The 23,487-nt window shown below is 61.2% G+C and carries 25 protein-coding genes; 11 read left to right on the forward strand and 14 right to left on the reverse strand.

The features are described from left to right. Positions 1-9: 9 nt before the first annotated feature. The gene (locus C3F38_RS14305; RefSeq protein WP_047730722.1) at positions 10-897 is read right to left on the reverse strand and encodes a LysR family transcriptional regulator; all 888 of its coding nucleotides are present in this window, start codon (positions 895-897) and stop codon (positions 10-12) included. A 121-nt stretch (positions 898-1,018) separates the two neighbouring features. Between C3F38_RS14305 and C3F38_RS14310 the strand changes: the two genes are divergently transcribed. Together C3F38_RS14310 and C3F38_RS14315 are read left to right on the forward strand one after the other, a co-directional pair. Continuing rightward, on the forward strand, positions 1,019-2,185 hold the full coding sequence (locus C3F38_RS14310; RefSeq protein WP_047730721.1) for a serine hydrolase: 1,167 nt from the start codon (positions 1,019-1,021) through the stop codon (positions 2,183-2,185). Continuing rightward, positions 2,176-3,393 carry an MFS transporter gene (locus C3F38_RS14315; RefSeq protein ID WP_048233917.1) on the forward strand — a complete coding sequence of 406 codons (1,218 nt, stop codon included), beginning with the start codon at positions 2,176-2,178 and terminating at the stop codon, positions 3,391-3,393. The genes C3F38_RS14310 and C3F38_RS14315 overlap by 10 nt, the downstream gene beginning before the upstream one ends. Here C3F38_RS14315 and C3F38_RS14320 read toward each other — a convergent pair. Beyond that, positions 3,320-3,541 carry a hypothetical protein gene (locus C3F38_RS14320; protein ID WP_055316898.1) on the reverse strand — a complete coding sequence of 74 codons (222 nt, stop codon included), beginning with the start codon at positions 3,539-3,541 and terminating at the stop codon, positions 3,320-3,322. The genes C3F38_RS14315 and C3F38_RS14320 overlap by 74 nt on opposite strands. 148 nt (positions 3,542-3,689) lie before the next feature. Here C3F38_RS14320 and C3F38_RS14325 point away from each other — a divergent pair, with 148 nt between their 5' ends. From C3F38_RS14325 to C3F38_RS14335, 3 genes are all read left to right on the forward strand, one after another. Continuing rightward, positions 3,690-4,439 (forward strand): DeoR/GlpR family DNA-binding transcription regulator, encoded by a 750-nt coding sequence (locus tag C3F38_RS14325; RefSeq protein WP_038872976.1) that lies wholly within the window; start codon positions 3,690-3,692, stop codon positions 4,437-4,439. 12 nt (positions 4,440-4,451) lie between these two features. Further along, complete coding sequence (locus tag C3F38_RS14330; protein WP_055316900.1) at positions 4,452-5,519, forward strand: oxidoreductase; 1,068 nt, start codon at positions 4,452-4,454, stop codon at positions 5,517-5,519. A gap of 113 nt (positions 5,520-5,632) precedes the next feature. Further along, complete coding sequence (locus tag C3F38_RS14335; RefSeq protein WP_038872982.1) at positions 5,633-7,027, forward strand: MFS transporter; 1,395 nt, start codon at positions 5,633-5,635, stop codon at positions 7,025-7,027. On the opposite strand, the gene C3F38_RS14340 is transcribed toward C3F38_RS14335, so the two are convergent. From C3F38_RS14340 to C3F38_RS14350, 3 genes are all read right to left on the reverse strand, one after another. Beyond that, complete coding sequence (locus C3F38_RS14340) at positions 7,012-7,551, reverse strand: dihydrofolate reductase family protein (protein WP_170310527.1); 540 nt, start codon at positions 7,549-7,551, stop codon at positions 7,012-7,014. The genes C3F38_RS14335 and C3F38_RS14340 overlap by 16 nt on opposite strands. Further along, a complete protein-coding gene (locus tag C3F38_RS14345; RefSeq protein WP_055316902.1) occupies positions 7,551-7,952 on the reverse strand; it encodes a VOC family protein in 402 nt (133 codons plus the stop codon). Before C3F38_RS14345 ends, C3F38_RS14340 begins: the two co-directional genes overlap by 1 nt. A gap of 76 nt (positions 7,953-8,028) precedes the next feature. After that, a complete protein-coding gene (locus C3F38_RS14350; RefSeq protein ID WP_055312828.1) occupies positions 8,029-9,045 on the reverse strand; it encodes an SDR family oxidoreductase in 1,017 nt (338 codons plus the stop codon). Positions 9,046-9,161: 116 nt separating this feature from the next. Here C3F38_RS14350 and C3F38_RS14355 point away from each other — a divergent pair, with 116 nt between their 5' ends. Beyond that, the gene (locus C3F38_RS14355; RefSeq protein WP_038872994.1) at positions 9,162-9,776 is read left to right on the forward strand and encodes a TetR/AcrR family transcriptional regulator; all 615 of its coding nucleotides are present in this window, start codon (positions 9,162-9,164) and stop codon (positions 9,774-9,776) included. Positions 9,777-9,784: 8 nt separating this feature from the next. Here C3F38_RS14355 and C3F38_RS14360 read toward each other — a convergent pair whose 3' ends face one another. From C3F38_RS14360 to C3F38_RS14380, 5 genes are all read right to left on the reverse strand, one after another. Further along, a complete protein-coding gene (locus C3F38_RS14360) occupies positions 9,785-9,979 on the reverse strand; it encodes a ribbon-helix-helix domain-containing protein (protein ID WP_038872997.1) in 195 nt (64 codons plus the stop codon). A gap of 79 nt (positions 9,980-10,058) precedes the next feature. Further along, positions 10,059-10,847: a spermidine synthase gene (locus tag C3F38_RS14365; RefSeq protein WP_038873000.1), complete on the reverse strand. Its 789-nt coding sequence runs from the start codon at positions 10,845-10,847 to the stop codon at positions 10,059-10,061. Between the two features lie 30 nt (positions 10,848-10,877). Further along, positions 10,878-11,333, reverse strand: coding sequence for a 3-hydroxyacyl-ACP dehydratase FabZ (gene fabZ, locus C3F38_RS14370; protein ID WP_038873003.1), 456 nt, complete (start codon positions 11,331-11,333; stop codon positions 10,878-10,880). Between the two features lie 189 nt (positions 11,334-11,522). Beyond that, entirely contained in the window at positions 11,523-12,017 is a 495-nt protein-coding gene (locus tag C3F38_RS14375) for a TIGR00645 family protein (RefSeq protein WP_038873064.1), read from the reverse strand. Between the two features lie 94 nt (positions 12,018-12,111). Then, positions 12,112-13,311, reverse strand: a complete 1,200-nt coding sequence (locus C3F38_RS14380) for an MFS transporter (RefSeq protein ID WP_055316904.1) — start codon at positions 13,309-13,311, stop codon at positions 12,112-12,114. A gap of 97 nt (positions 13,312-13,408) precedes the next feature. Between C3F38_RS14380 and C3F38_RS14385 the strand changes: the two genes are divergently transcribed. Then, positions 13,409-14,350 (forward strand): LysR family transcriptional regulator, encoded by a 942-nt coding sequence (locus tag C3F38_RS14385; protein WP_038873009.1) that lies wholly within the window; start codon positions 13,409-13,411, stop codon positions 14,348-14,350. Positions 14,351-14,356: 6 nt separating this feature from the next. On the opposite strand, the gene C3F38_RS14390 is transcribed toward C3F38_RS14385, so the two are convergent. Both C3F38_RS14390 and C3F38_RS14395 read right to left on the reverse strand, forming a co-directional pair. Continuing rightward, positions 14,357-14,650: a SelT/SelW/SelH family protein gene (locus C3F38_RS14390; RefSeq protein ID WP_004928553.1), complete on the reverse strand. Its 294-nt coding sequence runs from the start codon at positions 14,648-14,650 to the stop codon at positions 14,357-14,359. Between the two features lie 118 nt (positions 14,651-14,768). After that, on the reverse strand, positions 14,769-16,007 hold the full coding sequence (locus C3F38_RS14395) for an FAD/NAD(P)-binding oxidoreductase (RefSeq protein WP_048233931.1): 1,239 nt from the start codon (positions 16,005-16,007) through the stop codon (positions 14,769-14,771). Between the two features lie 191 nt (positions 16,008-16,198). On the opposite strand from C3F38_RS14395, the gene C3F38_RS14400 reads away from it, so the two are divergent. Both C3F38_RS14400 and blh read left to right on the forward strand, forming a co-directional pair. Beyond that, positions 16,199-16,984: a sulfite exporter TauE/SafE family protein gene (locus tag C3F38_RS14400; protein ID WP_080435908.1), complete on the forward strand. Its 786-nt coding sequence runs from the start codon at positions 16,199-16,201 to the stop codon at positions 16,982-16,984. Between the two features lie 17 nt (positions 16,985-17,001). Continuing rightward, complete coding sequence (gene blh / locus C3F38_RS14405) at positions 17,002-18,291, forward strand: bifunctional sulfur transferase/dioxygenase Blh (protein ID WP_038873017.1); 1,290 nt, start codon at positions 17,002-17,004, stop codon at positions 18,289-18,291. Positions 18,292-18,356: 65 nt separating this feature from the next. On the opposite strand, the gene C3F38_RS14410 is transcribed toward blh, so the two are convergent. Continuing rightward, the gene (locus C3F38_RS14410; protein WP_038873021.1) at positions 18,357-18,557 is read right to left on the reverse strand and encodes a hypothetical protein; all 201 of its coding nucleotides are present in this window, start codon (positions 18,555-18,557) and stop codon (positions 18,357-18,359) included. Positions 18,558-18,825: 268 nt separating this feature from the next. On the opposite strand from C3F38_RS14410, the gene adhP reads away from it, so the two are divergent. Beyond that, the gene (gene adhP / locus C3F38_RS14415) at positions 18,826-19,842 is read left to right on the forward strand and encodes an alcohol dehydrogenase AdhP (protein ID WP_004928541.1); all 1,017 of its coding nucleotides are present in this window, start codon (positions 18,826-18,828) and stop codon (positions 19,840-19,842) included. Positions 19,843-19,908: 66 nt separating this feature from the next. Here adhP and C3F38_RS14420 read toward each other — a convergent pair whose 3' ends face one another. Continuing rightward, on the reverse strand, positions 19,909-21,429 hold the full coding sequence (locus tag C3F38_RS14420) for an aldehyde dehydrogenase family protein (protein WP_038873027.1): 1,521 nt from the start codon (positions 21,427-21,429) through the stop codon (positions 19,909-19,911). 275 nt (positions 21,430-21,704) lie between these two features. Here C3F38_RS14420 and C3F38_RS14425 point away from each other — a divergent pair, with 275 nt between their 5' ends. Next, positions 21,705-23,483 (forward strand): sigma-54-dependent Fis family transcriptional regulator, encoded by a 1,779-nt coding sequence (locus tag C3F38_RS14425; RefSeq protein ID WP_055312838.1) that lies wholly within the window; start codon positions 21,705-21,707, stop codon positions 23,481-23,483. The last annotated feature ends 4 nt before the right edge of the window (positions 23,484-23,487 follow it).

Consider the following 23,487-nt stretch of genomic DNA (forward strand, 5'->3'; position numbering starts at 1 on the left):
AATCCCCCTCTACTCCAGAAAAAGTCGGGCGCTCAGCGTATCGATGAACACCCTGAGTTTCGGCGTCAGGTGCTTGCTGGAAGGCCACAGGACTTTAAAGCTGCCGCTGTGGTGACTATGCTCGCGCAATATCTGCTGTAATCGCCCCTGTTCCCGTGCGCGCTTCACGGCAAAATCCGGCAAACAGGCGATGCCCTGGCCGCTTTCCGCCAGGTAAATCAGGGTATCGACGGTGTTGCAGACCAGCCGGGTGTTGATACCCTCGGCGAGCAGCTTTTCCCATCCGGCGATCGGCCAGGGTTCCACTTTGCCGGTCGAGGGAAATTTGTACAGCAGGCAGGCATGGCCTTGCAGTTCCGCCGGTTGATGCGGGATCCCCATCTGGCGCAAATAATCCGGCGAGGCCACCAGCTGCAGATGAAACGTGCCCAGCTGGCGGCTCATCAGCCGTGAGTCCTCGGTCTCGCCGACGCGAACTACGGCATCAAAGCCTTCTTCGATGACATCGACCCGGCGGTCGGAAAAATCGGTTTCCAGCTCAATCTCCGGGTAACGCCGGACGAACTCCGCCAGCACCGGATTCAACAGGCCGCCCACCAACGGCAAACTGACACGCAGCTTGCCGCGCGGCGCGCTGTGCGTATCGCTGATTTCCCGTTCCGCCGCCGCTAATTCCCCGAGAATACGCTGGCAGCGGAGCAGAAACAGCCGGCCTTCGGCGGTTAACGTCATGCTGCGCGTGCTGCGGTGGAACAGGCGTGCACCCAGCCGATTTTCCAGGCGGGCGATGCTTTTCCCCACCGCGGAGGCAGAAATGCCGAGCACGCGGCCGGCCTCAACGAAACTCAGCGTCTCCGCGGCCTGCACAAAGACGCTCACCCCAGACAGATTATCCATTGCTTGCCTCATTGAGGACGAAATTGTCCGCTATGAAAGGAAATCTAGCCTGTTTTTCCGTTAATCGCCACGCTCTATGCTCGGTGGCGACAGCATGGGCTGACTACCTGGAGCAATAAAGATGAGTGAATACGGATCCTTCGCCAACGCGATCGACGGCGCGATAGAGAAAGCCTTGCGCGAAAAACGATTGGTTGGCGCGGTCGTTTTGGTGGCGCAGGGCGGTGAGATTGTTTATCGACGCGCGGCGGGCATGGCAGATCGCGAAGCGGGCAAACCGATGGCGTGCAATACGCTGTTTCGGCTGGCTTCGGTGTCCAAACCGATCGTGTCCACGGCGGCGCTGGCGCTGATGGCGCGAGGAGACATGCGGTTGGACGATCCCGTTACCCGCTGGCTGCCGGATTTTCGTCCGCGGCTGGCGGACGGCACCGTCCCGTTGTTGACGCTGCGCCATTTAATGACCCATACCGCCGGGTTAAGCTACCGCTTTTTTCAGCCGGAAGACGGATGCTACGCACGATTGGGCGTCTCCGACGGGATGGATGAGGCGGCGGTCAGCCTGCCGGAAAATGTGCGGCGCATTGCTTCCGCGCCGTTGCTGGCACCGCCCGGCGCGGAGTGGCGTTATTCCATCGCCACCGATGTGTTGGGCGCGGTTATTGAACGGGCGAGCGGCCTGCCGCTGGCGCAGGCGGTCAAAAAATGGGTGACCGGGCCGCTGGCGATGACGGATACCGATTTCCTGGCGGTGGACGCCGCGCGCCTGGCGGCCGCTTACGCTGACCATCCCGGCGAGCCACGCCGCCTGCGCCAGCCGGATCGTTTACCCTTCATCGACGGCAGCGCCGGTTTTCATCTGTCGCCGGCGCGTGCGCTGGATCCGCAGGCGTACGCCTCCGGCGGCGCCGGCATGGTCGGTTCGGCGGAGGATTTCCTGCGCCTGCTGGAAACGTTGCGCCAGGGGGGCGGGCAGGTACTGCCAACCGATTGGGTGGCGGCGCTGACCACCAACCAAATCGGCGATCTGCCGATGCCGTTTTGGCCAGGGCGCGGCTTCGGCCTGGGCATCACCGTGCTGAAAGATCCCGTCGCCGCGCAAACGCCGGAGTCTGTGGGCAGCTGGCGGATGGGCGGCACCTATGGCCACTCGTGGTTCGTCGATCCTGCCCGGCAGCTCAGCGTGGTGGCGTTTACCAACACGGCGCTGGAAGGAATGTCCGGCGCCTTTGTCGGCGAGATTTGTCAGGCGGTTTATGCCGCCACGGGAGTGCCGTCATGGGCCTGATGCCACCGATTTTCTTCATCGCGCTGGGGTTGTTCGGCGTTTACTGCATTGAGTTCGGCGTGGTGGGTATTTTACCGCAGATCATCACGCGCTATGGCATCTCCACGGCGCAGGCCGGCTGGCTGGTCGGGGTCTTCGCCCTGACCATTGCGCTGTTCGGGCCGCTGTTGGTGCTGCTGGCGTCGCGGTTCAATCGCAAACGCATGTTGTTGATCGCGTTGGCCGTGTTTGCGGCAGCCAGCGCGCTGGCCGCTCAGGCGGACAGCTTTGCCATGCTGATGCTGCTGCGTATTTTGCCGGCGTTGTTTCATCCGATCTACTTTTCACTGGCTATGGTGGCGGCCGCGGCGCTTTATCCGCCGCATCTGGCCACCAAAGCAACCGCTTATGCGTTTATCGGCACCAGCATGGGGATGGTATTGGGCATACCGCTGACGCAATGGATCGCCGGGCAGTTCAGCTATGAGGCATCGTTCCGATTTTGCGCGCTGGTCAACCTTCTGGCGGCGCTGGGATTGCTGTGGCGCTTGCCTGATGCGGCCGTGCAGCGTCTCAGCTACGGCAAGCAGTTGGCAATCCTGCGCAGCGGCACGCTGTGGTTGAATATCATTACCTGCGTACTGATCTTTGCCGCCATGTTTGCCGTCTACGCTTACGCAGCCGAGTACCTCAGCCGTGAAGCCGGTATTGGCGACGCCGCCATCGGCTGGCTTCTGGTGGCGTTCGGTGTGGGCGGCGTCGCGGGCAACCTGTTGGCCGGCAAGTGGTTGAGCCGCCACCGCGCAGTGACGGTGCTGCTGCATCCGATAGCCTTGATTGCGGCTTATGCGCTGTTGTATCGCTACGGCAGCGCGAATATCGGCTCGATGACGGCACTTTGCCTGTATTGGGGGGCGGCGCACACCAGCGGTTTGATCGTGACGCAGGTCTGGCTGACCTCCGAAGCGCCGCAGGCGCCGGCGTTCGCCACCGGGCTGTATATCGCCTTTATCAACCTGGGCGTGGCGGTGGGGTCGCTGGTGGGCGGTTGGTTTATCGCTGCCTGGGGGCTACAGGGCAGCCTGCTGTGTGGGGCCATGTTTGCCGCACTGGCGGCGATCGCGATCGCCGCCAGGCTGTGGCTGCAACGGCAGGCTACGGTTGCGTTGCGTCAATCATCGCCATCACCTGCCGAAACATCGCGCTTTCCGCATCGGCCAGTTCGTTGACCAGCGTAAAGTGGTTGCAGTGGCGATCGGCCAGCAGCTGGACGTCGAGGCCGCGCGCCATGCAGGCGTCAAAATCTTCCACCGAAGCGCGGGCGTTGTATTGCACGGCGCGCGCGCTCAGGTCTTCAAACGTCAGATCGATGCTCATCACTTCTCCGGATTGTTATGCGTTATGCCTTCATCATCGTCCCACAGGCGAAAAGATGTTTGATCTCCGGTGCGCATCATTGCGGCTTCTCCGATGCTGTTTTCTGCTGTATATTGCTGTTTTATGCTTTTTATTGCGGAATATACCCATGCACAAAGCGGCACGACAGCGCCATTTACTGGATTTGCTCAGCGAACGCGGGCAGGCGGCGGTGGCGGAATTGGCCGGCGCCATCGGCGTTTCGGTCGATACCGTGCGCCGCGATCTGGCCGATCTCGAGCGGCAAGGGTTGGCGCAGAAACATCACGGCGGGGCGATCGCGCTCGAACCGTCCGACATGCCGCGCCAGGCGCGTGCGGCGCTGTTGCCGCAGGTCAAGCAGCGGCTCGGCCGCGCGGTGGCCGCGCAGATCCCACCCGGCAGCACCCTGATGCTGGATGCGGGCAGTACGCTGCTGGCGGTGGCGCAGGCGCTGCGTGGGCCGGCCACGGTGATCACCGCTTCGCTGGATATCGCGCAGTGCCTGAGCGACAGGCCGGAGATCAACCTGATCCTGCTTGGCGGCCAGTGGGATGCGCGCCAGCGGCTGTTCGCCGGCGGCGCCACCCTGGCGTTGTTGGCGCGCTACCGCGCGGACATCGCCTTGTTGGGCGCCTGCGCGGTGCATGCGCAGCTGGGGCTGAGCGCCGGCGAAGAGGCCGATGCTGAGGTCAAACGCGCCATGCTGGCCAACAGCGGCGAGCGCTGGCTGGTGGCCGACCATATGAAACTGGATCGCTGCGAACCGCATCACGTTGCGGATCTGGCGCAGGTCCAACGGCTGTTTACCGATCGCCCGTGGGACAACCTGGACGAACAATCACTGATTGAACTTTGTGTCGTCGCCGACGACCGCTAGAGGAGAACACTGATGAACGATACCGCACGACCGTTGCAGGTGGCGCTGATTGGCTACGGCTTCGTCGGCAAGGCGTTTCATGCGCCGCTGATTAACGCGGTGCCGGGGCTGGACCTGAGCGTGGTGGCTTCGCGCGATGCCGCCAAGGTGCATGCCGATCTGCCGCACGCGCAGGTGATCGCCGATCCGCTGGAGGCTATCCGCCGGCCGGAGGTGGATTTGGTGGTGATCGCGTCGCCGAACGACACCCATGCGCCGCTGGCGCTGGCCGCGTTGGAGGCGGGCAAGCACGTGGTGGTGGATAAGCCGTTTACGCTGGATTTGGCGCAGGCGCGCACGCTGATTGCGGCGGCGAAAAAACACGATCGTCTGCTGTCGGTGTTCCAGAACCGCCGCTGGGACAGCGACTACCTGGGCGTGAAGCAGGTGATCGAACAGGGGCTGATCGGCAAGGTGACGCACTTTGAGTCGCACATCGATCGCTACCGCCCTGAAGTGCGGGTGCGCTGGCGCGAACAGAACCTGCCGGGGAGCGGGCTGTGGTTCGATCTGGGGCCGCACATGGTCGATCAGGCGCTGCAGCTGTTCGGTTTGCCACACAGCGTGCAGGCCAACATCGCCACGCTGCGCCCCAACGCGCAGGTTAACGACTGGGCCCACGTGGTGCTCAACTACCCGACGCACCGCGTGATCCTGCACGGCAGCATGCTGGTGGCGGGGGGCGTGGCGCGCTTTACCGTACACGGCGAGAAAGGCAGCGTGGTCAAAGCGCGCGCCGACGGGCAGGAGAGCCAACTGTTGGCCGGCGTGACGCCGGGCTCGGCGGAGTGGGGCAAAGACGACGACGCGATGAGCCTGTTTATCGGCACGGAGCCGGTGCGCACGCTGCCGACGCCGGATGGCGACCAGCGTCAATATTACGTCCAGGTCCGCGACGCGCTGCGCGGCGTCGGGGCCAACCCGGTTACCGCCCCGCAGGCGCTGGCGGTGATGGCGGTGCTGGAGGCGGCCACCCTGGCGGCGGAAACCGGCGTCACCCAAGCTCTGCCGCTCACCGAGGCAGAAATCGCCGCCTGGTAACGGTTCGCGGCAGATAAGGCGTCAGACGCATGGATACAGTGCATGTCGTGCGTCTTCCGCCATCCCAACCCCTGGCATAGGCTAATCCTCAGTCTATGTCAGGAGTGTTTATCATGTTATCCCATCCTTCGCCGCAGGGCGTGCGCGGCATATTGGCCGCACTGTCTCTGAGCATGCTGCTGTCATCGCTCGGCATCAGCATCGCCAACGTCGGGCTGCCGGCGCTCGCCACCGCGTTCCATGCTTCGTTCCAGGCGGTGCAGTGGGTATTGCTCTGTTATTTGCTGGCCGTCACCACCTGCATCATCGGCATCGGTCGCTTGGGCGACAGCCTTAATCGCCGCCGCCTGCTGTTGGCGGGCATCGCGCTGTTTACCGCCGCTTCGCTGGCTTGCGCGCTGGCCCCACAGCTTTGGCTGCTGCTGGCGGCGCGCCTGGCGCAGGGGCTGGGGGGCGCGGTCATGATGTCGATCGCCATGGCGCTGGCGGGCGAGGCGCTGGGCACGGAAAAAATCGGCCGCGCGATGGGGCTGCTCGGCACGATGTCGGCAGTGGGCACCGCGCTGGGGCCGTCGTTGGGCGGCGCGCTGATCGCCGGTTTCGGCTGGCGGGCGATGTTTCTGATCAATCTGCCGCTGGGCCTGTTGGCGCTGTGGCTCGCCTGGCGATACTTGCCGGATGGGGCACGCCCGGCAGCGCGCCAGGAACCGTTCGATCGCGCCGGTACGCTACTGCTGGGCGGCGCATTGCTCTGCTATTCGCTGGCGATGACCCTCGGGCGCGGCAATTTCGGCGCGCTCAACCTGGCGTTGATGCTGGGGGCGCTGTTGGCGGGGGCGCTGTTCATCGGCGTGGAACGCCGCGCCGCCTCGCCGCTGTTGGCACCGACGATGTTCCGTCATCCGGCCCTGACGGCGGGGCTGGCGGCCAGCGCGCTGGTGATGACGGTCATGACCGCCACGCTGGTGGTCGGGCCGTTCTATCTGTCACGCGCGCTGGGGCTAAGCGCCGCGCAGGTCGGGCTGGTGATGTCGGCGGGACCGGCGGTGGCGATCCTGACCGGCATTCCGGCCGGTTATTTGGTGGATCGTTTTGGATCGCAGCGCATCGCCCAGTTTGGGCTGGCGGCGGTGGCCGCCGGTGCGGCGTTGCTGTCGCTGCTTAGCCGCGTCGGCGTGCTCGGCTATGTAGCGCCCATCGCGCTGCTGACCGCCGGCTATGCGCTGTTTCAGGTGGCCAACAACACCATGTTGATGAAGGATTTGTTTCCCGAGCGACGTGGGCTTATCGCCGGTATGGTGAACCTGGCGCGCAACCTCGGGGCGATCACCGGCGCTTCGGCGATGGGGGCGCTGTTTTATCTGGCTTCGCAGCGGGTGGCGGGCGCGGCGGCCGCCGCGGCTTACGGGATGCAGGTGACTTACGGCGTGGCGGCGCTGTTGGCGTTGGCGGCGTTGCTCATCGCCCTCGGCGGCCGCCGGCTGATGCTGCGTTACGACGCGCGCTGAACCGCGTAGCGTTCTTGCACGAACCCGTTATCCGAGGGGGTGACGGCGAGCAGGCGCAGGCGCTGCTCCGGGCCATCGGCGCCGAATAAGGGAATGCCGCCGCCCAGCAGCAGCGGCACGCGCGTGATAGTCATCTCGTCGATCAACCCGGCCTGCAGGAAGCGCTGAACGGTCTGGCCGCCGTCGATATACAGGTGACGGCAGCCTTGCTCGGCCAGCTGCGCCACGATGGCCGCCGGTTCGCCAGTCATCCAGCGAACGTGCGCGGTATCTTGTTGTGCGGGCGGTTGCGTCGACAGCACCACCACCGGCAGTTCGCCATAGGGCCACTCGGGAAAGGCGCGGACTTTCTCATAGGTATGGCGCCCCATCACCAGCGCGTCGATGTCGGCGATAAACGCCTCATAGCTTAGCCCGTTGAGCAATGAAACCGCGTACTCGGGCCGCAGCAGCCAGTCGATGTCGCCGTCCGCTCCGGCGATGAAGCCGTCCACGCTGGTGGCGATGTAAACCGAGCATTTCATCAGGCGAGATCTCCCCGGTAAACCACATGCACCTTGTTGCCGTCGGGATCGCGCAGGTAAGCACCGAAATAGCCTTTGCCGTAGTGCGCGCGTTCGCCGGGTTCGCCTTCACTGCAGCCGCCCGCCAGCAGGCCGGCGGCGTAGGCGCGCTTGACCGCCAGCTCATCGGCGGCGAGAAAGGCCAGCATGCTGCCGTTGCCGGCGCTGGCGGGCTGTCTGTCGAAGGGTTGGTAGGCATAGAAACGCGGCAGCGCTTGCCCCGGCATCACCCAACAGCGGGCGGCGGGACCGCCGTCCGGCGTCACTTCCCGCCGCTGTAATCCCAGCGGCAACAGAATGGCGTCGTAGAATGCGGCGGCAGCGTCCAGATCGCTGACGCCGACGGTAATATGACTGAACATGGCGCTTCCTTTCTGAAGAGGGATGAACGCATCAAACAGTAGCAGCGATACCGCAGGATGGACAGGCCATACGACGTCAAAATCCGTTGGCGTGGATCCAGCTCAACGTATCACCGAGCGTTTGCTCCAGCGGTCTGAAGCTCAGCGCGAGTTCGCGTTCGCTTTTAGCCGAATTGTAATGGGACCGGTCGGCTTCTTGCCTCATCAACCTTACTGTCGCCAGACTCAGCAGGATAGGCTTGCCACTGAGGCGGGAATAGGCTTCCTGCATTGTCGCCAGCGCGTACAACAGCGGGGTGGGTAAAACGCGAGTTGGCGTTTTGACATTGGCGATTTTGCCTAACATCTGCACCAGCGCTTGCATGGAGATATGCCTTCCTGCCGCCAGATAGCGCGCCCCTCGCTCTCCACGCTCGGCGGCACAGATCAGCGCCAGCGCCACATCGCGGGCATCGACCACTGAAAAACTGCCTGGAATCAGGCCCGGCAATTTACCGAGCAGGACGTCGCGAGCTAACTGCCCCGAAGAGGTGGGGCCTAAATCAGCGGGGCCCCACATCCATCCCGGTAATACCATGTTGCCGTGCATATCGGGATACCGTTGTAAAAAGTCGAGTACGGCGTGGTCGGCCATAATTTTGCTGCGGTAGTAATCATCGGCGTCTTCCTCACGGCGCAGACAGGTCTCGTCCAGCAACTGCCCGGCTTCTCCAGCTAATACGGCGACGGAAGAGGTGTGGACGAAACGTCGAATGCCCGCGCACCGGGCGTGTTCCAGCAAGCACTTCGTCCCTTCGATGTTGACGGCGTGCAGGTTGTCCCAATGGTTGCCGCCCTGGTAGTTTTCGCGAAAATAAGCGGCGGTGTGAAACAGAACGTCACATCCTGTCAGGCGCTCGGCGAAAGCGGCCACATTCAGCATATCTCCGGTGACTCGCTCAATCTCAGGAGCTTCACCGAACTGCCGCCGGCATTTTTCATCCGAGCGCACCAGCGCGCGAACATGCCACCCTTGCGCCAACAGGGCGCGTACCAGATGGTTACCGAGTAGCCCAGTAGCGCCTGTGACGAAAGCCGTTTTTGTTTTTTGCATTTTAAAATCTCAATAGTTATTCGGATTTCAGTTGATATTTAAATTAGTGGCGGACATTAAAAATATCAAGTGATATCTTGAGTGCTGTTCTACGGCAGAGAAAGGGAACTATCTCAATGAAAACGACGAAAAAACGTTTAACGCGTGAGGAGAGCCAACGGCAAACCCGCGACCGGCTTATAGAAACCGCCAGGCAGTTGTTTATCGCCAACGGCTACGGTGCGGCTTCCATACGAGATATCGCGAGTCAGGCGGGGTATTCACAGGGCGCGTTCTATTCTAATTTTGCCACCAAAGAGGCACTGCTGTTGGCGCTTTTACAACGCCATATGCAGGCGGAGGCGGGGCAATTGGCGAGTTTGACGCAATCCGATGCACGTACGCCGAAGCAGGTGCTGGCGGCGTTGGAAACCTGGGCGGCGACGCTGAATCTGGACGTGGATTGGGGCATGCTGTCGGTCGAGTTGCAACTTCATGCGCGGCGCAGCCCAACGTTTGCCGCCGAATATAACAAAATCTGGCGACATCATCAGGCGGCGATAGCGTCAGCGCTGGAAGCGTTGTTTGATCACTTGGATAAAACGCCGCCGGCAGAGCCGGAAGAATTAGCGGCGGCGTTTATGGCCATGGCGCATGGACTGGCATTGCAGAAAGCCATGCAAGGCGGTGAGCCGTACGGAAAAATCCTGATGGTATTTTTACGGGGGCTATTGTCCGCGCCGTCGGAATAGGCGCGGCCTCAATTGCTCTCTACGCGCGGGTTGGCGTGGGTCGGCTGGCTGGGATAGTCCACCTGATGCTTATGCAGGTAATCGCGGATCAGCTGGCGTACCACCTGGGAAGGGGTAACGTCCTGCTGCAGGCACAGGTCTTCCAGGGCTTTTTTCTTGTCCGGGTCAATCAGCACCGTGAGCCGCGCCGTTTTCTTTTCCATCAGGATCCTCCAGAGAATGATAACTGAATGATAATACCACGTGGGCGAAGCGGCCAGCCAGACCGCGTCGCCCCCACCTTTAGCGGAAATGCAGCCGCTCTATTTTGCGCGACAGATAGCCGAGCTCGCAGTTGAACAGTTCGCCGCTGCCGGCGGCCAGATTGCGCAGCGCGCTCAGCGGCAGCGTCACCCGGGCTAGCGTGGCGTAAATAATCACGTTGCCGCTGGGGGCGACGCAAAACAGCACGGTGCTGAATACCCGGTGCAGGCTGTGGTACAGCAGGCTATTTTCGTCGGGCAGATCGTGGTAATTCAGCACCAGCCAGCCCCCGTCGTTCAGCCGCGCAGCGCAGTTTTCCAGGAAGGTCTGGCTGCCTTGCTGCGGATCCATGGCAAACGCCGAATAGAGATCGGAGAAGATCAGATCGTAGCGCGTCTCGGCGGGCGGGCGCACGAAGTCCATGGCATCGGCGGTGCGCAGGCTGATGGTGTCGGTGGCCGGCAGCGTAAAATAACGGCGTGCGACGGCGATCACCGCGGCGCGCAGCTCGACCACGTCCAGGCGCATCGTCGGATCGAGGGCGTGCAGCGCACGCAGCAGGCTGCCGCCGCCCAACCCCAGGATCAACGCCGACGTCGGCGGCTGCCAGGCCACCGCCATCAGCATCGCTTTGATGTAGTTGTGGATCGGCTGCGCGGGGTTGCTGAGGCTCATCTTGCTCTGCTCGCAGATGCCGTCAAATCGCAGCGTGCGGTAGTCCTTGTGATCGGAAACGATGATTTCGCCCCAGGCATCGGCTTCGCGGGCAATCACCTGGCCGCGCGGAGAGAAATCGAGGGTTCTGAGTAAGCTGTCAACCAGAGACATGGTATTCGCAGGGCTCCTTTGGCAAGCGGCCTATTTACGGGCGCACATGAAATCGGCGGTGCAAATGCGTTGGCCGTCGATGCTGGCACGGCCGGTAAAGCGGGCGATCGCCCCGCGCCGGCGCACAAAGGCGACCTCCATCAGCACCTGATCGCCGGGGCGGGCGGCGCGATAAAACCGCGCCCGCTGGATGGCGGCGAAATAGTAATGTTCCCCTTCGTTCAGCGCCCCGAGATAGTAATGGGCCAGCAGGCCGGTGCTTTGCGCCAGCGCTTCTACCAACAGCACGCCGGGAAAACCGGCGAAGTGAGCGTGGCCGCTCCAGAACGTCGGCTCATTGGCGGTGATGTTCTTGATGGCGCTCAGCCGCCCTTCGGCAATGCAGGTGCCGGCGGGCAGCACGCGATCGACCAACAGGCAGGGATAGCGATGAGGCAAAATCGCCTGAATATCGTTGAATTGCAGGGGATGACCATTCAATGGCATGGGGGCGCGTGATCCTGTCTGCGGCGAAACCGGTGCGATGGCCGGCGTTCAGTCCATGGTGAGTGTAATAGGATTATAATAAAATTATCATCAGATGTGCCAGATGAAAGACATGATGGCGGAGAAACAGGCGTAGAATGGAGAGGAAGGAAGCACCCGATGCTGGCGATCGGGTGTGGTAACGCGTGGTTAGTGCTTGGAACGGATGACCTTGTCCAGATAGCCCATCACGAAAGCGGACAGCACGAAGGTGAGATGGATGATCACATACCACATCAGCTTGTTGTCCGGCACATTCTTGGCGTCCATAAACACCCGCAGCAGGTGAATGGAGGAGATGGCGACGATGGAGGCGGCGACTTTGTTTTTCAGCGAGGTGGCGTCCATTTTGCCCAGCCAGCTCAGCTTTTCTTTCCCTTCGGTGATATCCAGCTGTGAGACGAAGTTTTCATACCCGGAGAACATCACCATGACCAACAGCCCGCCCACCAGCGCCATGTCGACCAGCGACAGCAGGGTCAGGATCAGATCGGCTTCGGCGATAGAAAAAATGTTGGGCAGGACATGCAGGATCTCCTGAAAAAACTTGATCGACAGGGCGACCAGAGCCAGTGAAAGGCCGACATAAACCGGTGCGAGCAGCCAACGGGAGGCGTACATCGTGTTTTCGAGCAAGCGTTCAATCATAAAATTTTATTAATTACGTGGCTAAAAGAGCGCTCAGTATAACGCAGGAGACCCGGGCGAAATCAACCGCTTGCGCCGGTAAAGGGCGATCTCAGGCCGCTACGCGCGCCGTTTTGCGCCCGCTGCGGATCCACAGCGCCACGGCCCCCGCAGCCGTCGCCAGCGCCACGACGCCCGGCCAGCCCGCGCTTGCCAGAATGCGGCTGCCGAGGACGGCGCCGCTCGCCATGCCGATGAATACGCCGGTGAACAAGAGGGCGTTCAAGCGGCTGCGGGCCGCCGGATCGAGACCGTAGACGATGGTTTGGTGCGCGATCAGCGTCGCCTGGATGCCCAGATCGAATCCGACGGCGCTCAGCGCAATGAGCGCCAGCTGCGCCGGGAGCGGCAACAGCGGAAGCAGAAACATCAGGGCGAAGGCGGCCAGGACCAGTCCCGCGCCGATGCGGGTCACGGCGTCAGGGCCGTGCCGATCGGCCAGACTTCCCGCCAACGGGGCCGCCAGCGCACCCGCCGCCCCCGCCAGGCCAAACGCGCCGGCCGCCGCGCTGCCGATCTGGTAGCGCTCCGCCAGCATCAACGCCAGCGTTGACCAGAAAGCGCTGAAGCCCAATGACAGAAAACCTTGCGCCAGCGTTGCGCGCCGCAGCTCGGGATACGCGGCCCACAGATGCCCCAGCGAGCGCAGCAGTGCGGGGTAACTCAGCGCGTTATGGGGGCGAAGACGCGGCAACATGTGCCAGATCGCCAGCGTGATCGGCAAAACGCCCAGCGCCGCCAGCGCGTAAACGCTGCGCCAGCCGGCGTACTCGGCGAGCGCGCCGCTGAACACGCGCGACAGCAGAATGCCGGCCAATAGCCCGGTCATCACCGCGCCGACGGTTTTGCCGCGGCTGGCCTCCGGCGCCAGCGTGGCGGCGGCGGGGATAATGTCCTGTGCGACGGTGGCGGTCAGGCCTATAGCCAGGCTGCTGAGCAACAACAGCGGGAACGAGGCGGAAAACGCGCAAAGCAGCAGCGTCAGCGTCAGCAGCACGCCTTTTATCAGAATGATCCGCCGGCGATCGTACCGGTCGCCAAGCGGCGCCAACAGCAAAATGCCCAGCGCATAACCCAACTGGGTCAGCGTCGGCACCATGCCGGCATCGGCGACGCCAGCGTGAAAATCGGCGGCCATCATGCCGAGCATGGGCTGGCTGTAATAGATTGAAGCGACGCTGAGGCCGGCGCCGGCCGCCAGCAGAAATACGACGTTGTCGGACGGGGCGCCGTAGGTGGCGGAAGTGCTCATGACAAAGATCCCTGCGAAGTGAATGTGCGGCCATTTTTACCCCTTGCTTCATTCCGCTGTAGCCCCCTCGCAGGTAAAACTGTTATACACTTAACGTATGAATAAAATTAATTTACCCAACGGCGACCGCATAACTTTGCTGCATACGCTGGTGCGCATCGTCGAAAGCGGCAGCCTGTCGGCAGCGGCGCTGCAGCTCGACACCTCACAACCGACGATCAGTCGGCGCCTGCAGGCGTTGGAGCAACTGCTGGGCGCCAAACTGATCCAGCGGACGACTCACGCCCTCAAACTGACTGACGACGGCGAGCGCTGTTACCGACAGGCGCGGGGGCTGATCGAACAATGGCAAAGTCTGGAGGAAGGGCTGGGCGGCGCGCGCGACGAACCGGTCGGCGTGTTGCGTGTGCGAGCGCCGCATGCTTTCGGCCAGGATCAGTTGATCGGTCCGTTGGGCGAGTACTTGCGGCGCTACCCGCAAACTTACGTTGAGTGGACGCTGAACGATCATTCTCCGGACTTTATTCCCGAAGGCGTGGATTGCGCCATTCACGTCGGTGCGGTGACCGATCCGTCGGTCGTGGCGGTGTTGCTGGCGGAGGTGCCGCGCAGCACAGTAGCGTCACCGGCGCTGCTGACGAGCCGAGAGCCGGTCCGCTGTCTTGACGATTTGGCGCGGTTGCCGTGGTTGGCGTTGAACAGTTTTTATCGCAATGAAGTGGTGCTGACCCATGTTGAGCGCGGCGAGCAGGGGCGGTTCGATATCACGCCGAGGTTGAGCACCGACAGCCTGTACGCGGTGCGCAAGGCGGCGCTGGAGGGGCTGGGCGTCGCGATAGTCTCGTCCTGGCTGGTGCGGGACGATGTGGCCGACGGGGCGCTGCAAACCGTGTTGCCGGCCTGGCGCGCCGCGCCGCTGCCGATCTACCTGCTGTATCCCTACGCCAGCTATTATCCGGCTCGCCTGCGCAAGTTCATGGAAATGATGAAAGAAGTGATGCCGCGCATTCTCGGCGCGCGGCCGCCGGCGGCGGGCTGACGCCGTTCAGTGCCTGGCTTTCTTACCGTCGCTGTGGCCGAGAGAACGATCGGGGAAGCTGTGATCGCGCAGCCGCTGCTTCAGCTGCGCCGCATCGGGGAAGCCGCCGTCAATTTTGCGATCCCAAATCATCACGCCATCGACGCTGATTTGATAGACCCCGCCGGTGCCCGGCATCAGGGTGACGGAGGCGAGATCGTCGCCGAAGGTATTCAGCAGCTCTTGCGCCATCCAGCCGGCGCGCAGCAACCAGTTGCATTGTGAACAGTAGTGGATCGTCACTGCGGGGGCATTTTTCATCGATGATCGACCGGTAGGGGTAACGGCTCGCAATCAGCCTGATGGATCTGCAAACGATGGTGGCTTTGTCTCGCCAAATAGTCAAGCGTCTGCTGTGGCATGGGTGGCTGAGTGTGCGTCACGGTCGCTTGCTGCCGGCAAACCATTCAACCCCACGCAGCATGCCCGCCCAATAAAACCGGGGTAAAAACCAGGCTTTCAGCCACCAGGCCATACGGCTGGGTTGGGTTGCGTCGAGCAGGGGAAACGTAGGCAGCAATTTACCGTCGTAGCCAAACTCTGCCAGCACAACTTTGCCTTTCTCGACCGTCAATGGACAGGAACCATAGCCATCATAATGGGCAGTGAGGGGGGCGCCATGAATCCGTGCCGCGACGTTTTCCGCCACCACCACCACCTGCTTTCGAGCTGCCGCTAAGGTTTTGGCGTTTGGCGTTGAGCAACAGTCACCTGCCGCAAAAATATCCGGCCAATGCTTATGCTGCAGCGTCAATTTATCCACATCGCACCAGCCGGAACCCTCAGCGAGTCCGCTTTGCGAAATAAACGCCGGAGCCGATTGAGGCGGCACCACGTGGAGCATATCGAAGGGCAGGGTTAACTCGCGGGTTCCTTCTGCATTGGTCTCCACGGCGAATGTCGCTTGCCGATTCTTACCATCAACACGGATTAAATTATGATTGAAATTGACCTGTGCACGGTATTTCCCCAAATACGCGTTCAGCGGGGGGACAAATTGCGGAATGCCGAAAACCGCCGTACCTGCAAGGCAGAAATTGACGTTAATATTATTCAGAATGCCTTGGCGTCTCCAGTGATCGCATGATAAATACAAGGCTTTTTGCGGTGCGCCGGCACATTTTATGGGTAGCGTCGGTTGAGAAAATATCGCCTGGCCGCTTTTCATTTCCCGAACCAGTTTCCAGGTATATTCGGCAAGATCAAAGCGATAATTAGAGGTGACGCCGTTTAGTCCCAGGGTGTCTTCAAGGCCCTCTATTTTATCCCAGCGTAAAACGAGGCCACACGCAACAATAAGAAAGTCATAGTTTATTTTCTGCCCTTGGCGAGTCACGATGTATTTTTGACTGGGCTCAACCCTGATAACGCTATCCTGTACCCATGCGGTTCCTGCGGGCAGGACAGCGCGCAGGGAACGCCGTGTTTTATTGATATCAAAGAGCCCGCCGCCCACCAGGGTCCATGCCGGTTGATAATAATGCCAGTCGTTAGGTTCCACTATCGTTATATCGATGTTTTTAACTCGCTTCCTTATGCTTGCCGCGATACCTATTCCGGATGAACCGCCGCCAATAACAACGACGTTTTTCTGGGTGTTTATTTTTTCTGGTTTCATGCAGGCCTCCTTTCATAAGAAAGTAGGGGGTTGTTGTCCAGATTAAAAGCGAATTCATAGAACTTGTGGTTATATAAAAAATCATATATTCCATTTTGCTATATGTAATAACAAATTGAAATAAGTTATTTGACATTGCCGATGAACTGATCGTTAATAAATGGCACGAGCATCATTAAGGGATTAGGGCAGTGGATTTTTTCCATTTCAGTTTTTATATCGTGATGCTGTTAGTGGTCACCGGGGGAATTGTGGGATTCCTCCTGGCCCTGACCGGCGGCGGAGGCTCAATCGTCTGCGTGCCATTATTGCTGTATATGGTGAAAGTGCCGGATACGCATTTGATTATAGGCACCAGCGCCATGTCTGTGGCCATTAACGCGCTGGTCAATCTCGCCGCGCATGCTGCCAAAGGCAACGTCAGGTGGCAGACCGGGGTTGTCGTTTCGCTGGTCGCTGTCATGGGGGCTCTGGCGGGGTCTCAGATGGGAAAAATCACGGACGGACATTACTTGACCCTGCCTTTCTCCCTGTTGATGCTGGTTGTCGCCGGATTGACGCTGAAAAGAAATCACCTTGCCGGCACTCCCTTGCCATCCCCCCATGCTGCCGTTCATCCCGCCATCGTATGGCCCAGCGTCCTCGCTCTGGGCGGGCTGGCGGGCTTTCTGGGCATTGGCGGCGGATTTTTGGTTGTGCCGGCGCTGGTTTGGTTTTTCCGCTTTTCGATGGTTGAAGCAGTGGCAACCTCACTGGTGGTCGTGGCGGCCATGGGGCTATCGACCAGCGCCAGCTACGCCATGTCCGGAAAGGTATCGATCGCGATTACGTGCTGGCTCATCGTCGGCGGCGTTCTGGGGGGCGTGGTGGGGGTGGCGCTCGCCGAGCGTCTGAAAAAACGCGAGGACATTATCAATGTGCTCTATGCCGTCATGCTGCTGGCGCTGGCCCTGTATATGTTATTTAAAAGCCTATGAAACGGAAGGAAAAAAACATGCGCATCTGCATTTACCACCCTCAACTCTCCTTTTCGGGCGCGCCTGAAGCGAGTGATTTCAAGGCGCTGTCTCAACAGGGCTACCGCCTTATCGTCAACAATCGGCCGGACGAGGAGCCGGGGGAGTATCTTGACCATCTGCAAGAGAAAGCGTTGGCAGAACAAGGGGGAATGCGTTACGTCTATCTCCCTTATACGTTCGATACGCTGACCTGGGAGACCGTTTACACCTTCCAGTTTCTGTTGCGACAAGGCAAGAAAACCCTGGCGCACTGCAGAAGCGGGGCTCGCTCTGCCTGCCTTTCCCTGCTGTATGCGCTGCGCGAAGGTCAGATAGATGAAGCGCAGTTTCGCCGCCAATGCGACGAATACGGCGCGGACGCCGATAAGGCGCTCAGTTGGTATGACAAGCATCGGTCCGTGCGGGCCACTGCGGAAGTTCACGCGTTTTATGAGCCGGAAAGCGGCAGCCTGCAGTATGTTGTTGCCGATCCCGAGGCGCGCCGCTGTGCGATTATCGACCCGGTGCTGGATTTTGACCGCCGATCGGGCACGGTCTCGCATCAACAGGCCAAGGATATCCTGAATTTTATCCATCAACGGGGGTGGGGAGTGGCCTGGGTGCTGGATACGCACCCGCACGCCGATCATTTTTCGGCCGCCACCTGGCTGGCGCAGAAAACCGGCGCCTTCACCGGCATCGGTGAAAAAATTACCGCCGTTCAGGGGCTGTGGGAAGAGATCTATAATTTAAAAGACCTGCCTGCGGCCAACACCGTCTGGGATGTGCTGTTCGCGGACGGGGACGTCTTTTTTATCGGCAACCTGCGCGCTGAGGTTCTGCTGTCTCCCGGGCACACGCTGGCTTCCGTCACCTACTGCATTGCGGATGCGGCGTTTATCCACGATACGTTCTTCATGCCGGACAGCGGTACCGCAAGGGCCGATTTTCCTGGCGGCAATGCGGAGGCCTTGTGGGAGTCATTGCAGCGGATCTTGAGCCTGCCGGCGGATACCCGCCTGTTTACCGGCCATGATTACCGCCCGGCGGGGCGTGAGGCCCGCTGGGAAAGCACCGTGAGAGAGCAGCGCGAGAACAATCCTTGGGTGGTCAACATGGATAAATCTCGGTTTATTGCGCAAAGAAAGCAGCGGGACGCCACGCTGCCGCACCCGGAACTCATGTTGATGGCGCTGCAGGTCAATATTCGCGGCGGCGTTCTGCCTGACTGTGAAGACGATGGGCAACACTATCTGAAAATCCCCGTGAATCGATTTAAGGGATGAGTCGAACAGCAAAATTTCAGGCGGATTGGACAGAAATCGTTGGCACCGGCAGCGGGGCCGTGGTGTCAGCGGCTGGATGTTTGTTTTGCGGCAATCCGGTTGATGCCATACAGCAAGATAACGCTGACGCTGCCCACGAGCAGCGAACGCAATAGGCCGCTAACCCCCTGGGTTACTCCGCAGCTATCCAGCGCCATAAACAGCGCAACGGTAAGCAGCAACGCCAGTGGCACGCTCCACCAGCGGAACTGTATTTTGGAAAACATGTGCAGTTGCCTCTCCATTTTGCGTTGGTGGCCCAATCACGCCTCGTTGATGACACGTGTGCAACCCTGGCCATTTTTATCATCCGCCGCCGCTGGGGCGGCTGTCAATCCGAATGAGATCGCGCCGTCTGTTAATTATTTTTTATGAAATAATCATGCTGATTCATATTTAATTATTTGTTTTTACACAAAACACGCGGCGCTTGCCCTCATCGAATACAGTCACTACATTAACAACTGTACCTCCCATTCTGCTAAGGAAAACACCATGAAAGCTGCCGTAGTGACGAAAAACCATACCGTAGACATTCAGGATAAAGTGCTGCGCCCGCTGAAGCACGGCGAGGCGGCGTTGAAAATGGAGTGTTGCGGGGTGTGCCACACCGATTTGCACGTGAAAAACGGCGATTTCGGCGAGGTGCCGGGCATTACGTTGGGGCATGAGGGCATCGGCGTGGTCTCCGCCGTCGGTGAGGGCGTCACCTCGTTAAAAGTGGGTGACCGCGCCAGCGTCGCCTGGTTTTACCAGGGTTGCGGCCATTGCGAATACTGCGTCAGCGGCAACGAAACCCTGTGCCGTTCGGTGAAAAACGCCGGCTACAGCGTTGACGGCGGCATGGCGGAAGAGTGCATCGTGGTGGCGGACTACGCGGTGAAAGTGCCGGACGGGCTCGATTCTTTCGCCGCCAGCAGCATCACCTGCGCCGGCGTTACCACCTACAAGGCGGTGAAGATTTCCGATATCAAGCCGGGGCAGTGGATCGCCATCTACGGCCTGGGCGGGCTGGGCAACCTGGCGCTGCAGTATGCCAAGAACGTGTTTAACGCCAAGGTGATCGCCATCGACGTCAACGACGGCCAGCTGGAGTTCGCCAAACAGATCGGCGCCGATCTGACCATCAACTCCAAAACGCAAAACGCGGAGGAGATCATTCAGCAGCAAACCGGCGGCGCTCACGCGGCGGTGGTGACGGCGGTGGCGAAAGCGGCCTTCAACTCGGCGGTGAATGCGGTGCGCGCCGGCGGTAAAGTGGTGGCCGTGGGGCTGCCGCCGGAGAGCATGGATCTGAGCATTCCGCGCCTGGTGCTGGACGGCATTCAGGTGGTGGGCTCGCTGGTGGGTACGCGCGAAGATCTGAAAGAGGCGTTCCAGTTCGCCGCCGAAGGAAAAGTGACGCCGAAAGTGACCAAACGGCCACTGGGCGATATCAACGCCATCTTCGACGAGATGAAGGCGGGCACCATTCGCGGTCGCATGGTGATCGATCTCGGCATGGCGAAATAAATCACGCCATCAACCATGCAAATAAGAAGGCCACCTGCGGGTGGCCTTCTTGTTGTTACGCCCTAATCAGAACAGGCCCAGCGGTTTGGCGTCGTAGCTGACCAGCAGGTTTTTCACCTGTTGATAGTGCGACAGCGCCGCCTTGTGGGTTTCGCGCCCGATGCCGGAGTTCTTGTAGCCGCCGAACGCGGCGTGCGCCGGATACAGGTGGTAGCAGTTGGTCCACACGCGCCCGGCTTTGATCGCGCGGCCCATGCGGTAGGCACGGTTGATGTCGCGGGTCCACAGCCCGGCGCCCAGCCCGAACTCGGTGTCGTTGGCCAGCGCCAAGGCTTCGGCCTCATCCTTGAAGGTGGTGACGCCAATCACCGGCCCGAAGATCTCCTCGCGGAAGAAGCGCATGCTGTTGTTGCCGGTAATCAACGTCGGCTGCAGGTAGAAACCGTTTTGCACTTCGTCGCCACGCTGGGCGGGTTCGCCGCCCACCACGATTTTTCCGCCCTCGTTTTTAGCGATGTCGATGTACGACAGGATCTTGTCGTACTGCTGTTTTGACGCCTGGGCACCGATCATGGTCTCGGTGTCGAAGGGATCGCCCTGGCGGATGGTGGCGATGCGTGCCAGCACTTTCTCCATAAACTGCGGGTAGATGGATTCCTGGATCAACGCGCGTGAAGGGCAGGTGCAAACCTCCCCCTGATTGAAGAAGCCGAGCACCAGCCCCTCAACCGCCTTGTCGATAAACTCCGGCTCCGCCTGCATGATGTCTTCAAAATAGATGTTCGGCGATTTGCCGCCCAGCTCGACGGTGCTGGGGATGATGTTTTCCGCCGCACAGGCGAGGATATGGCGGCCGACCGGTGTGGAGCCGGTGAACGCGATCTTCTCGATGCGTTTGCTGCGCGCCAGCGCTTCGCCGGCCTCGGCACCGAAGCCTTGCACCACATTGAGCACGCCCGGCGGCAGCAGATCGCCGATCTCTTCCATCAGCACGCTGATGCCAAGCGGGGTTTGTTCCGCCGGTTTCAGCACCACGCAGTTACCGCCCGCCAGCGCCGGCGCCAGTTTCCAGGCGGCCATCAGCAGCGGGAAGTTCCACGGAATGATCTGGCCGACTACGCCCAGCGGCTCATAGATATGGTAGGCCACGGTGTTCTGGTCGATCTCCGCCGCGGTGCCTTCCTGCGCGCGCAGGCAGCCGGCGAAGTAGCGGAAATGGTCGACCGCCAGCGGCAGATCGGCATTCAGGGTTTCGCGGATCGGTTTGCCGTTGTCCCAGGTTTCGGTCAGCGCCAGCATCTCCAGCCGCGCTTCGATGCGATCGGCGATCGCCAGCAGCACGTTGGAGCGCTCCTGCACGCTGGTTTTGCCCCAGGCGTCCGCCGCCGCATGCGCCGCGTCGAGCGCCAGCTCGATGTCCTTGGCGTCGGAACGCGGGAATTCGGCGATCGGCTGGCCGGTCACCGGCGAGGTGTTGGTGAAGTAGTTGCCGGATACCGGTTCGACGAATTTGCCGCCAATGTAGTTGCCATAGCGTTTGCGGAACGAAACCAGCGAGCCAGGCAAACCGGGGTGGACATATTTCATGTGAAGCACCTCTCTGCAGATGATAACCGGCGCTATTGCGCTGCGCCTGTGAGTGCGGCATGCCGCCGCAGCAGGGAGAAGCACGCCCCGTGCCAGATTGATGAATGGCGAAGATGCTCGTTAAAAGAGCTTATTTATTAGCGTGTTAAAAACGGATATGGCTTGGCGAATAGAGCGGTGTCGCCGCCGGCGATGATTTTTTGTGTCCCGTGTCGCAACGCCTGGTACACATCTATGATACATATTTGCAACACTCGCGAACGGGGGAGAAACGCATGTTGCCTGACGACCGCTTGCCCACTGAGGGCGCCAGTTTGTTGACCCATCCGCTGGCGGAATCCTGGCAGCGCAGCCGGGGCTACGGCCTGGCGCGCGCCGATCAGCACATCTCGTTCATCAAAGCCGGGTTGCTCGAAGAGCGGCGCAGCCGCAACGACTGGGTGCCGCAACGGGTGCAGCCGCTGATCGAGCAGCTGGGCGCGCAAATTACGCGCCAGCCCGCCATTGTGGTCATTGCCGACGCCGACGGGCTGGTGCTGGAAACCCGCGGCAATACCGATTTTCTGCATAAGGCATCGCGCTTTGCGCTGGCGCCGGGCAACCCGTGGGGGGAAGCGGAGCGGGGCACCAACGCCATCGGCACCGCGCTGGCGCTGGGCGCGTTCTGCGAAGTGCGCGGCGATCAGCATTACCTCAACCAAAATGCCGGATTGAACTGCACCGCCGCGCCGATCTACCGGCCGGATGGCCACATTGCCGGGATATTGGATCTTTCCGCCCCCGCGCAGCGGCCGTATCGCGATGCACAGCGCCTGATCATGCAGGCGGTGCGACATATCGAACACCGCTGGGTCAGAAGCGCGATCGCCGATCGTCACTGGACGCTGCGCCTGCACGCCGACGCCGGTAGCCTGGGCAGTGCGCAGGAGCTGCTGCTGGTGTTTCACGACGAAGTGCTGGTCGCCGCCAATCGGCTGGCGATGCTGGAGTTCCAGCTTTTACCGGCCGCATTCGGCTCGGTTGAGTTCGCCCAGCTGTTCCCCGATCTGCTGCGACAGCCTTCCGGCGCACCGCACCAGACGCTGGCCGGCAATCAACGGCATTATTATTCCCTGCTCGAGGCGCCGCAGCGCCGCGTCAGCGCCCTGCGTTCGGTTTCGCCGCCGGCGGAAAGGCATGACGAACAGCATCAGAAGGCGCTGCGCATTCTCAATGCCGGTCTTTCCCTGTGCGTGACCGGCGAAACCGGCTGCGGCAAGGAGCACTTCAGCCGACGCCTGTTTCAAGAGAGCCGCTGGCGCAACGGCAACTTCGTGGCGATCAACTGCGCGGCGCTGCCTGAGCCGCTGATCGAGTCCGAGCTGTTCGGCTATGCCCCGGGGGCGTTTACCGGCGCCAACCCGAAAGGCTATATCGGCAAGATCCGCGAGGCGGACGGCGGCGTGCTGTTCCTCGATGAAATCGGCGACATGCCGGCGGGCCTGCAGACGCGGCTGCTGCGGGTGTTGCAGGAAAAAACGGTCACGCCGCTCGGCAGCCGCAGCGCTTATCCGGTCGATTTCGCGCTGGTCTGCGCCACGCACCACGATCTGCCTCGGCAGGTACAGGCGGGGGCGTTTCGTGAGGATTTGCTGTACCGCATACAGGAATACAGCCTGCGCATTCCGCCGCTCAGAGAGCGGGCGCAGCTGGAAGCCTTCATTCTGCAGCTGTGGCGAGAGCTGGGCGGCGAGCGGCGCGACATTCGCCTGCTGCCGGAGGCGCTGGCGATGCTGGCGCGCTACCCTTGGCCCGGCAACGTGCGGCAGCTGTTGAGTACGCTCAAGGTGTTGCTGGCGCTGGCGGACGATCATGCGGTGCTCACCCTGGACGATCTGCCGCAGTCCATCGCGGTGCTGGCGCCGCGCCAGGATAACGCCGATACCGGCCTGGAGGCGCTGCAGGCGGCGATCGGCAGGGCGGGCGGTAATCTCAGCCGGGCGGCGAAGGCGCTCGGCGTTTCGCGCAGCACGCTGTACCGCAAGCTGGGAAAGCAGAAAGCGGCGGCGGAATGAAACA

Source organism: Serratia sp. SSNIH1 (assembly GCF_002935055.1).
Classification (GTDB): domain Bacteria; phylum Pseudomonadota; class Gammaproteobacteria; order Enterobacterales; family Enterobacteriaceae; genus Serratia; species Serratia nevei.

Bases quoted from the DNA above. Each gene is read 5' to 3' on its own strand.
- C3F38_RS14395 (WP_048233931.1), bottom strand. From the start codon at position 16,007: ATGAAACCAGAAAAAATAAACACCCAGAAAAACGTCGTTGTTATTGGC.
- C3F38_RS14350 (WP_055312828.1), bottom strand. From the start codon at position 9,045: ATGCAAAAAACAAAAACGGCTTTCGTCACAGGCGCTACTGGGCTACTC.
- C3F38_RS14385 (WP_038873009.1), top strand. From the start codon at position 13,409: ATGAATAAAATTAATTTACCCAACGGCGACCGCATAACTTTGCTGCAT.
- C3F38_RS14380 (WP_055316904.1), bottom strand. From the start codon at position 13,311: ATGAGCACTTCCGCCACCTACGGCGCCCCGTCCGACAACGTCGTATTT.
- C3F38_RS14330 (WP_055316900.1), top strand. From the start codon at position 4,452: ATGAACGATACCGCACGACCGTTGCAGGTGGCGCTGATTGGCTACGGC.
- C3F38_RS14335 (WP_038872982.1), top strand. From the start codon at position 5,633: ATGTTATCCCATCCTTCGCCGCAGGGCGTGCGCGGCATATTGGCCGCA.
- C3F38_RS14420 (WP_038873027.1), bottom strand. From the start codon at position 21,429: ATGAAATATGTCCACCCCGGTTTGCCTGGCTCGCTGGTTTCGTTCCGC.
- C3F38_RS14320 (WP_055316898.1), bottom strand. From the start codon at position 3,541: ATGAGCATCGATCTGACGTTTGAAGACCTGAGCGCGCGCGCCGTGCAA.
- blh (WP_038873017.1), top strand. From the start codon at position 17,002: ATGCGCATCTGCATTTACCACCCTCAACTCTCCTTTTCGGGCGCGCCT.
- C3F38_RS14340 (WP_170310527.1), bottom strand. From the start codon at position 7,551: ATGAAATGCTCGGTTTACATCGCCACCAGCGTGGACGGCTTCATCGCC.
- C3F38_RS14355 (WP_038872994.1), top strand. From the start codon at position 9,162: ATGAAAACGACGAAAAAACGTTTAACGCGTGAGGAGAGCCAACGGCAA.
- C3F38_RS14425 (WP_055312838.1), top strand. From the start codon at position 21,705: ATGTTGCCTGACGACCGCTTGCCCACTGAGGGCGCCAGTTTGTTGACC.
- C3F38_RS14345 (WP_055316902.1), bottom strand. From the start codon at position 7,952: ATGTTCAGTCATATTACCGTCGGCGTCAGCGATCTGGACGCTGCCGCC.
- adhP (WP_004928541.1), top strand. From the start codon at position 18,826: ATGAAAGCTGCCGTAGTGACGAAAAACCATACCGTAGACATTCAGGAT.
- C3F38_RS14360 (WP_038872997.1), bottom strand. From the start codon at position 9,979: ATGGAAAAGAAAACGGCGCGGCTCACGGTGCTGATTGACCCGGACAAG.
- C3F38_RS14325 (WP_038872976.1), top strand. From the start codon at position 3,690: ATGCACAAAGCGGCACGACAGCGCCATTTACTGGATTTGCTCAGCGAA.
- C3F38_RS14410 (WP_038873021.1), bottom strand. From the start codon at position 18,557: ATGTTTTCCAAAATACAGTTCCGCTGGTGGAGCGTGCCACTGGCGTTG.
- C3F38_RS14365 (WP_038873000.1), bottom strand. From the start codon at position 10,847: ATGTCTCTGGTTGACAGCTTACTCAGAACCCTCGATTTCTCTCCGCGC.
- C3F38_RS14305 (WP_047730722.1), bottom strand. From the start codon at position 897: ATGGATAATCTGTCTGGGGTGAGCGTCTTTGTGCAGGCCGCGGAGACG.
- C3F38_RS14315 (WP_048233917.1), top strand. From the start codon at position 2,176: ATGGGCCTGATGCCACCGATTTTCTTCATCGCGCTGGGGTTGTTCGGC.
- C3F38_RS14310 (WP_047730721.1), top strand. From the start codon at position 1,019: ATGAGTGAATACGGATCCTTCGCCAACGCGATCGACGGCGCGATAGAG.
- fabZ (WP_038873003.1), bottom strand. From the start codon at position 11,333: ATGCCATTGAATGGTCATCCCCTGCAATTCAACGATATTCAGGCGATT.
- C3F38_RS14390 (WP_004928553.1), bottom strand. From the start codon at position 14,650: ATGAAAAATGCCCCCGCAGTGACGATCCACTACTGTTCACAATGCAAC.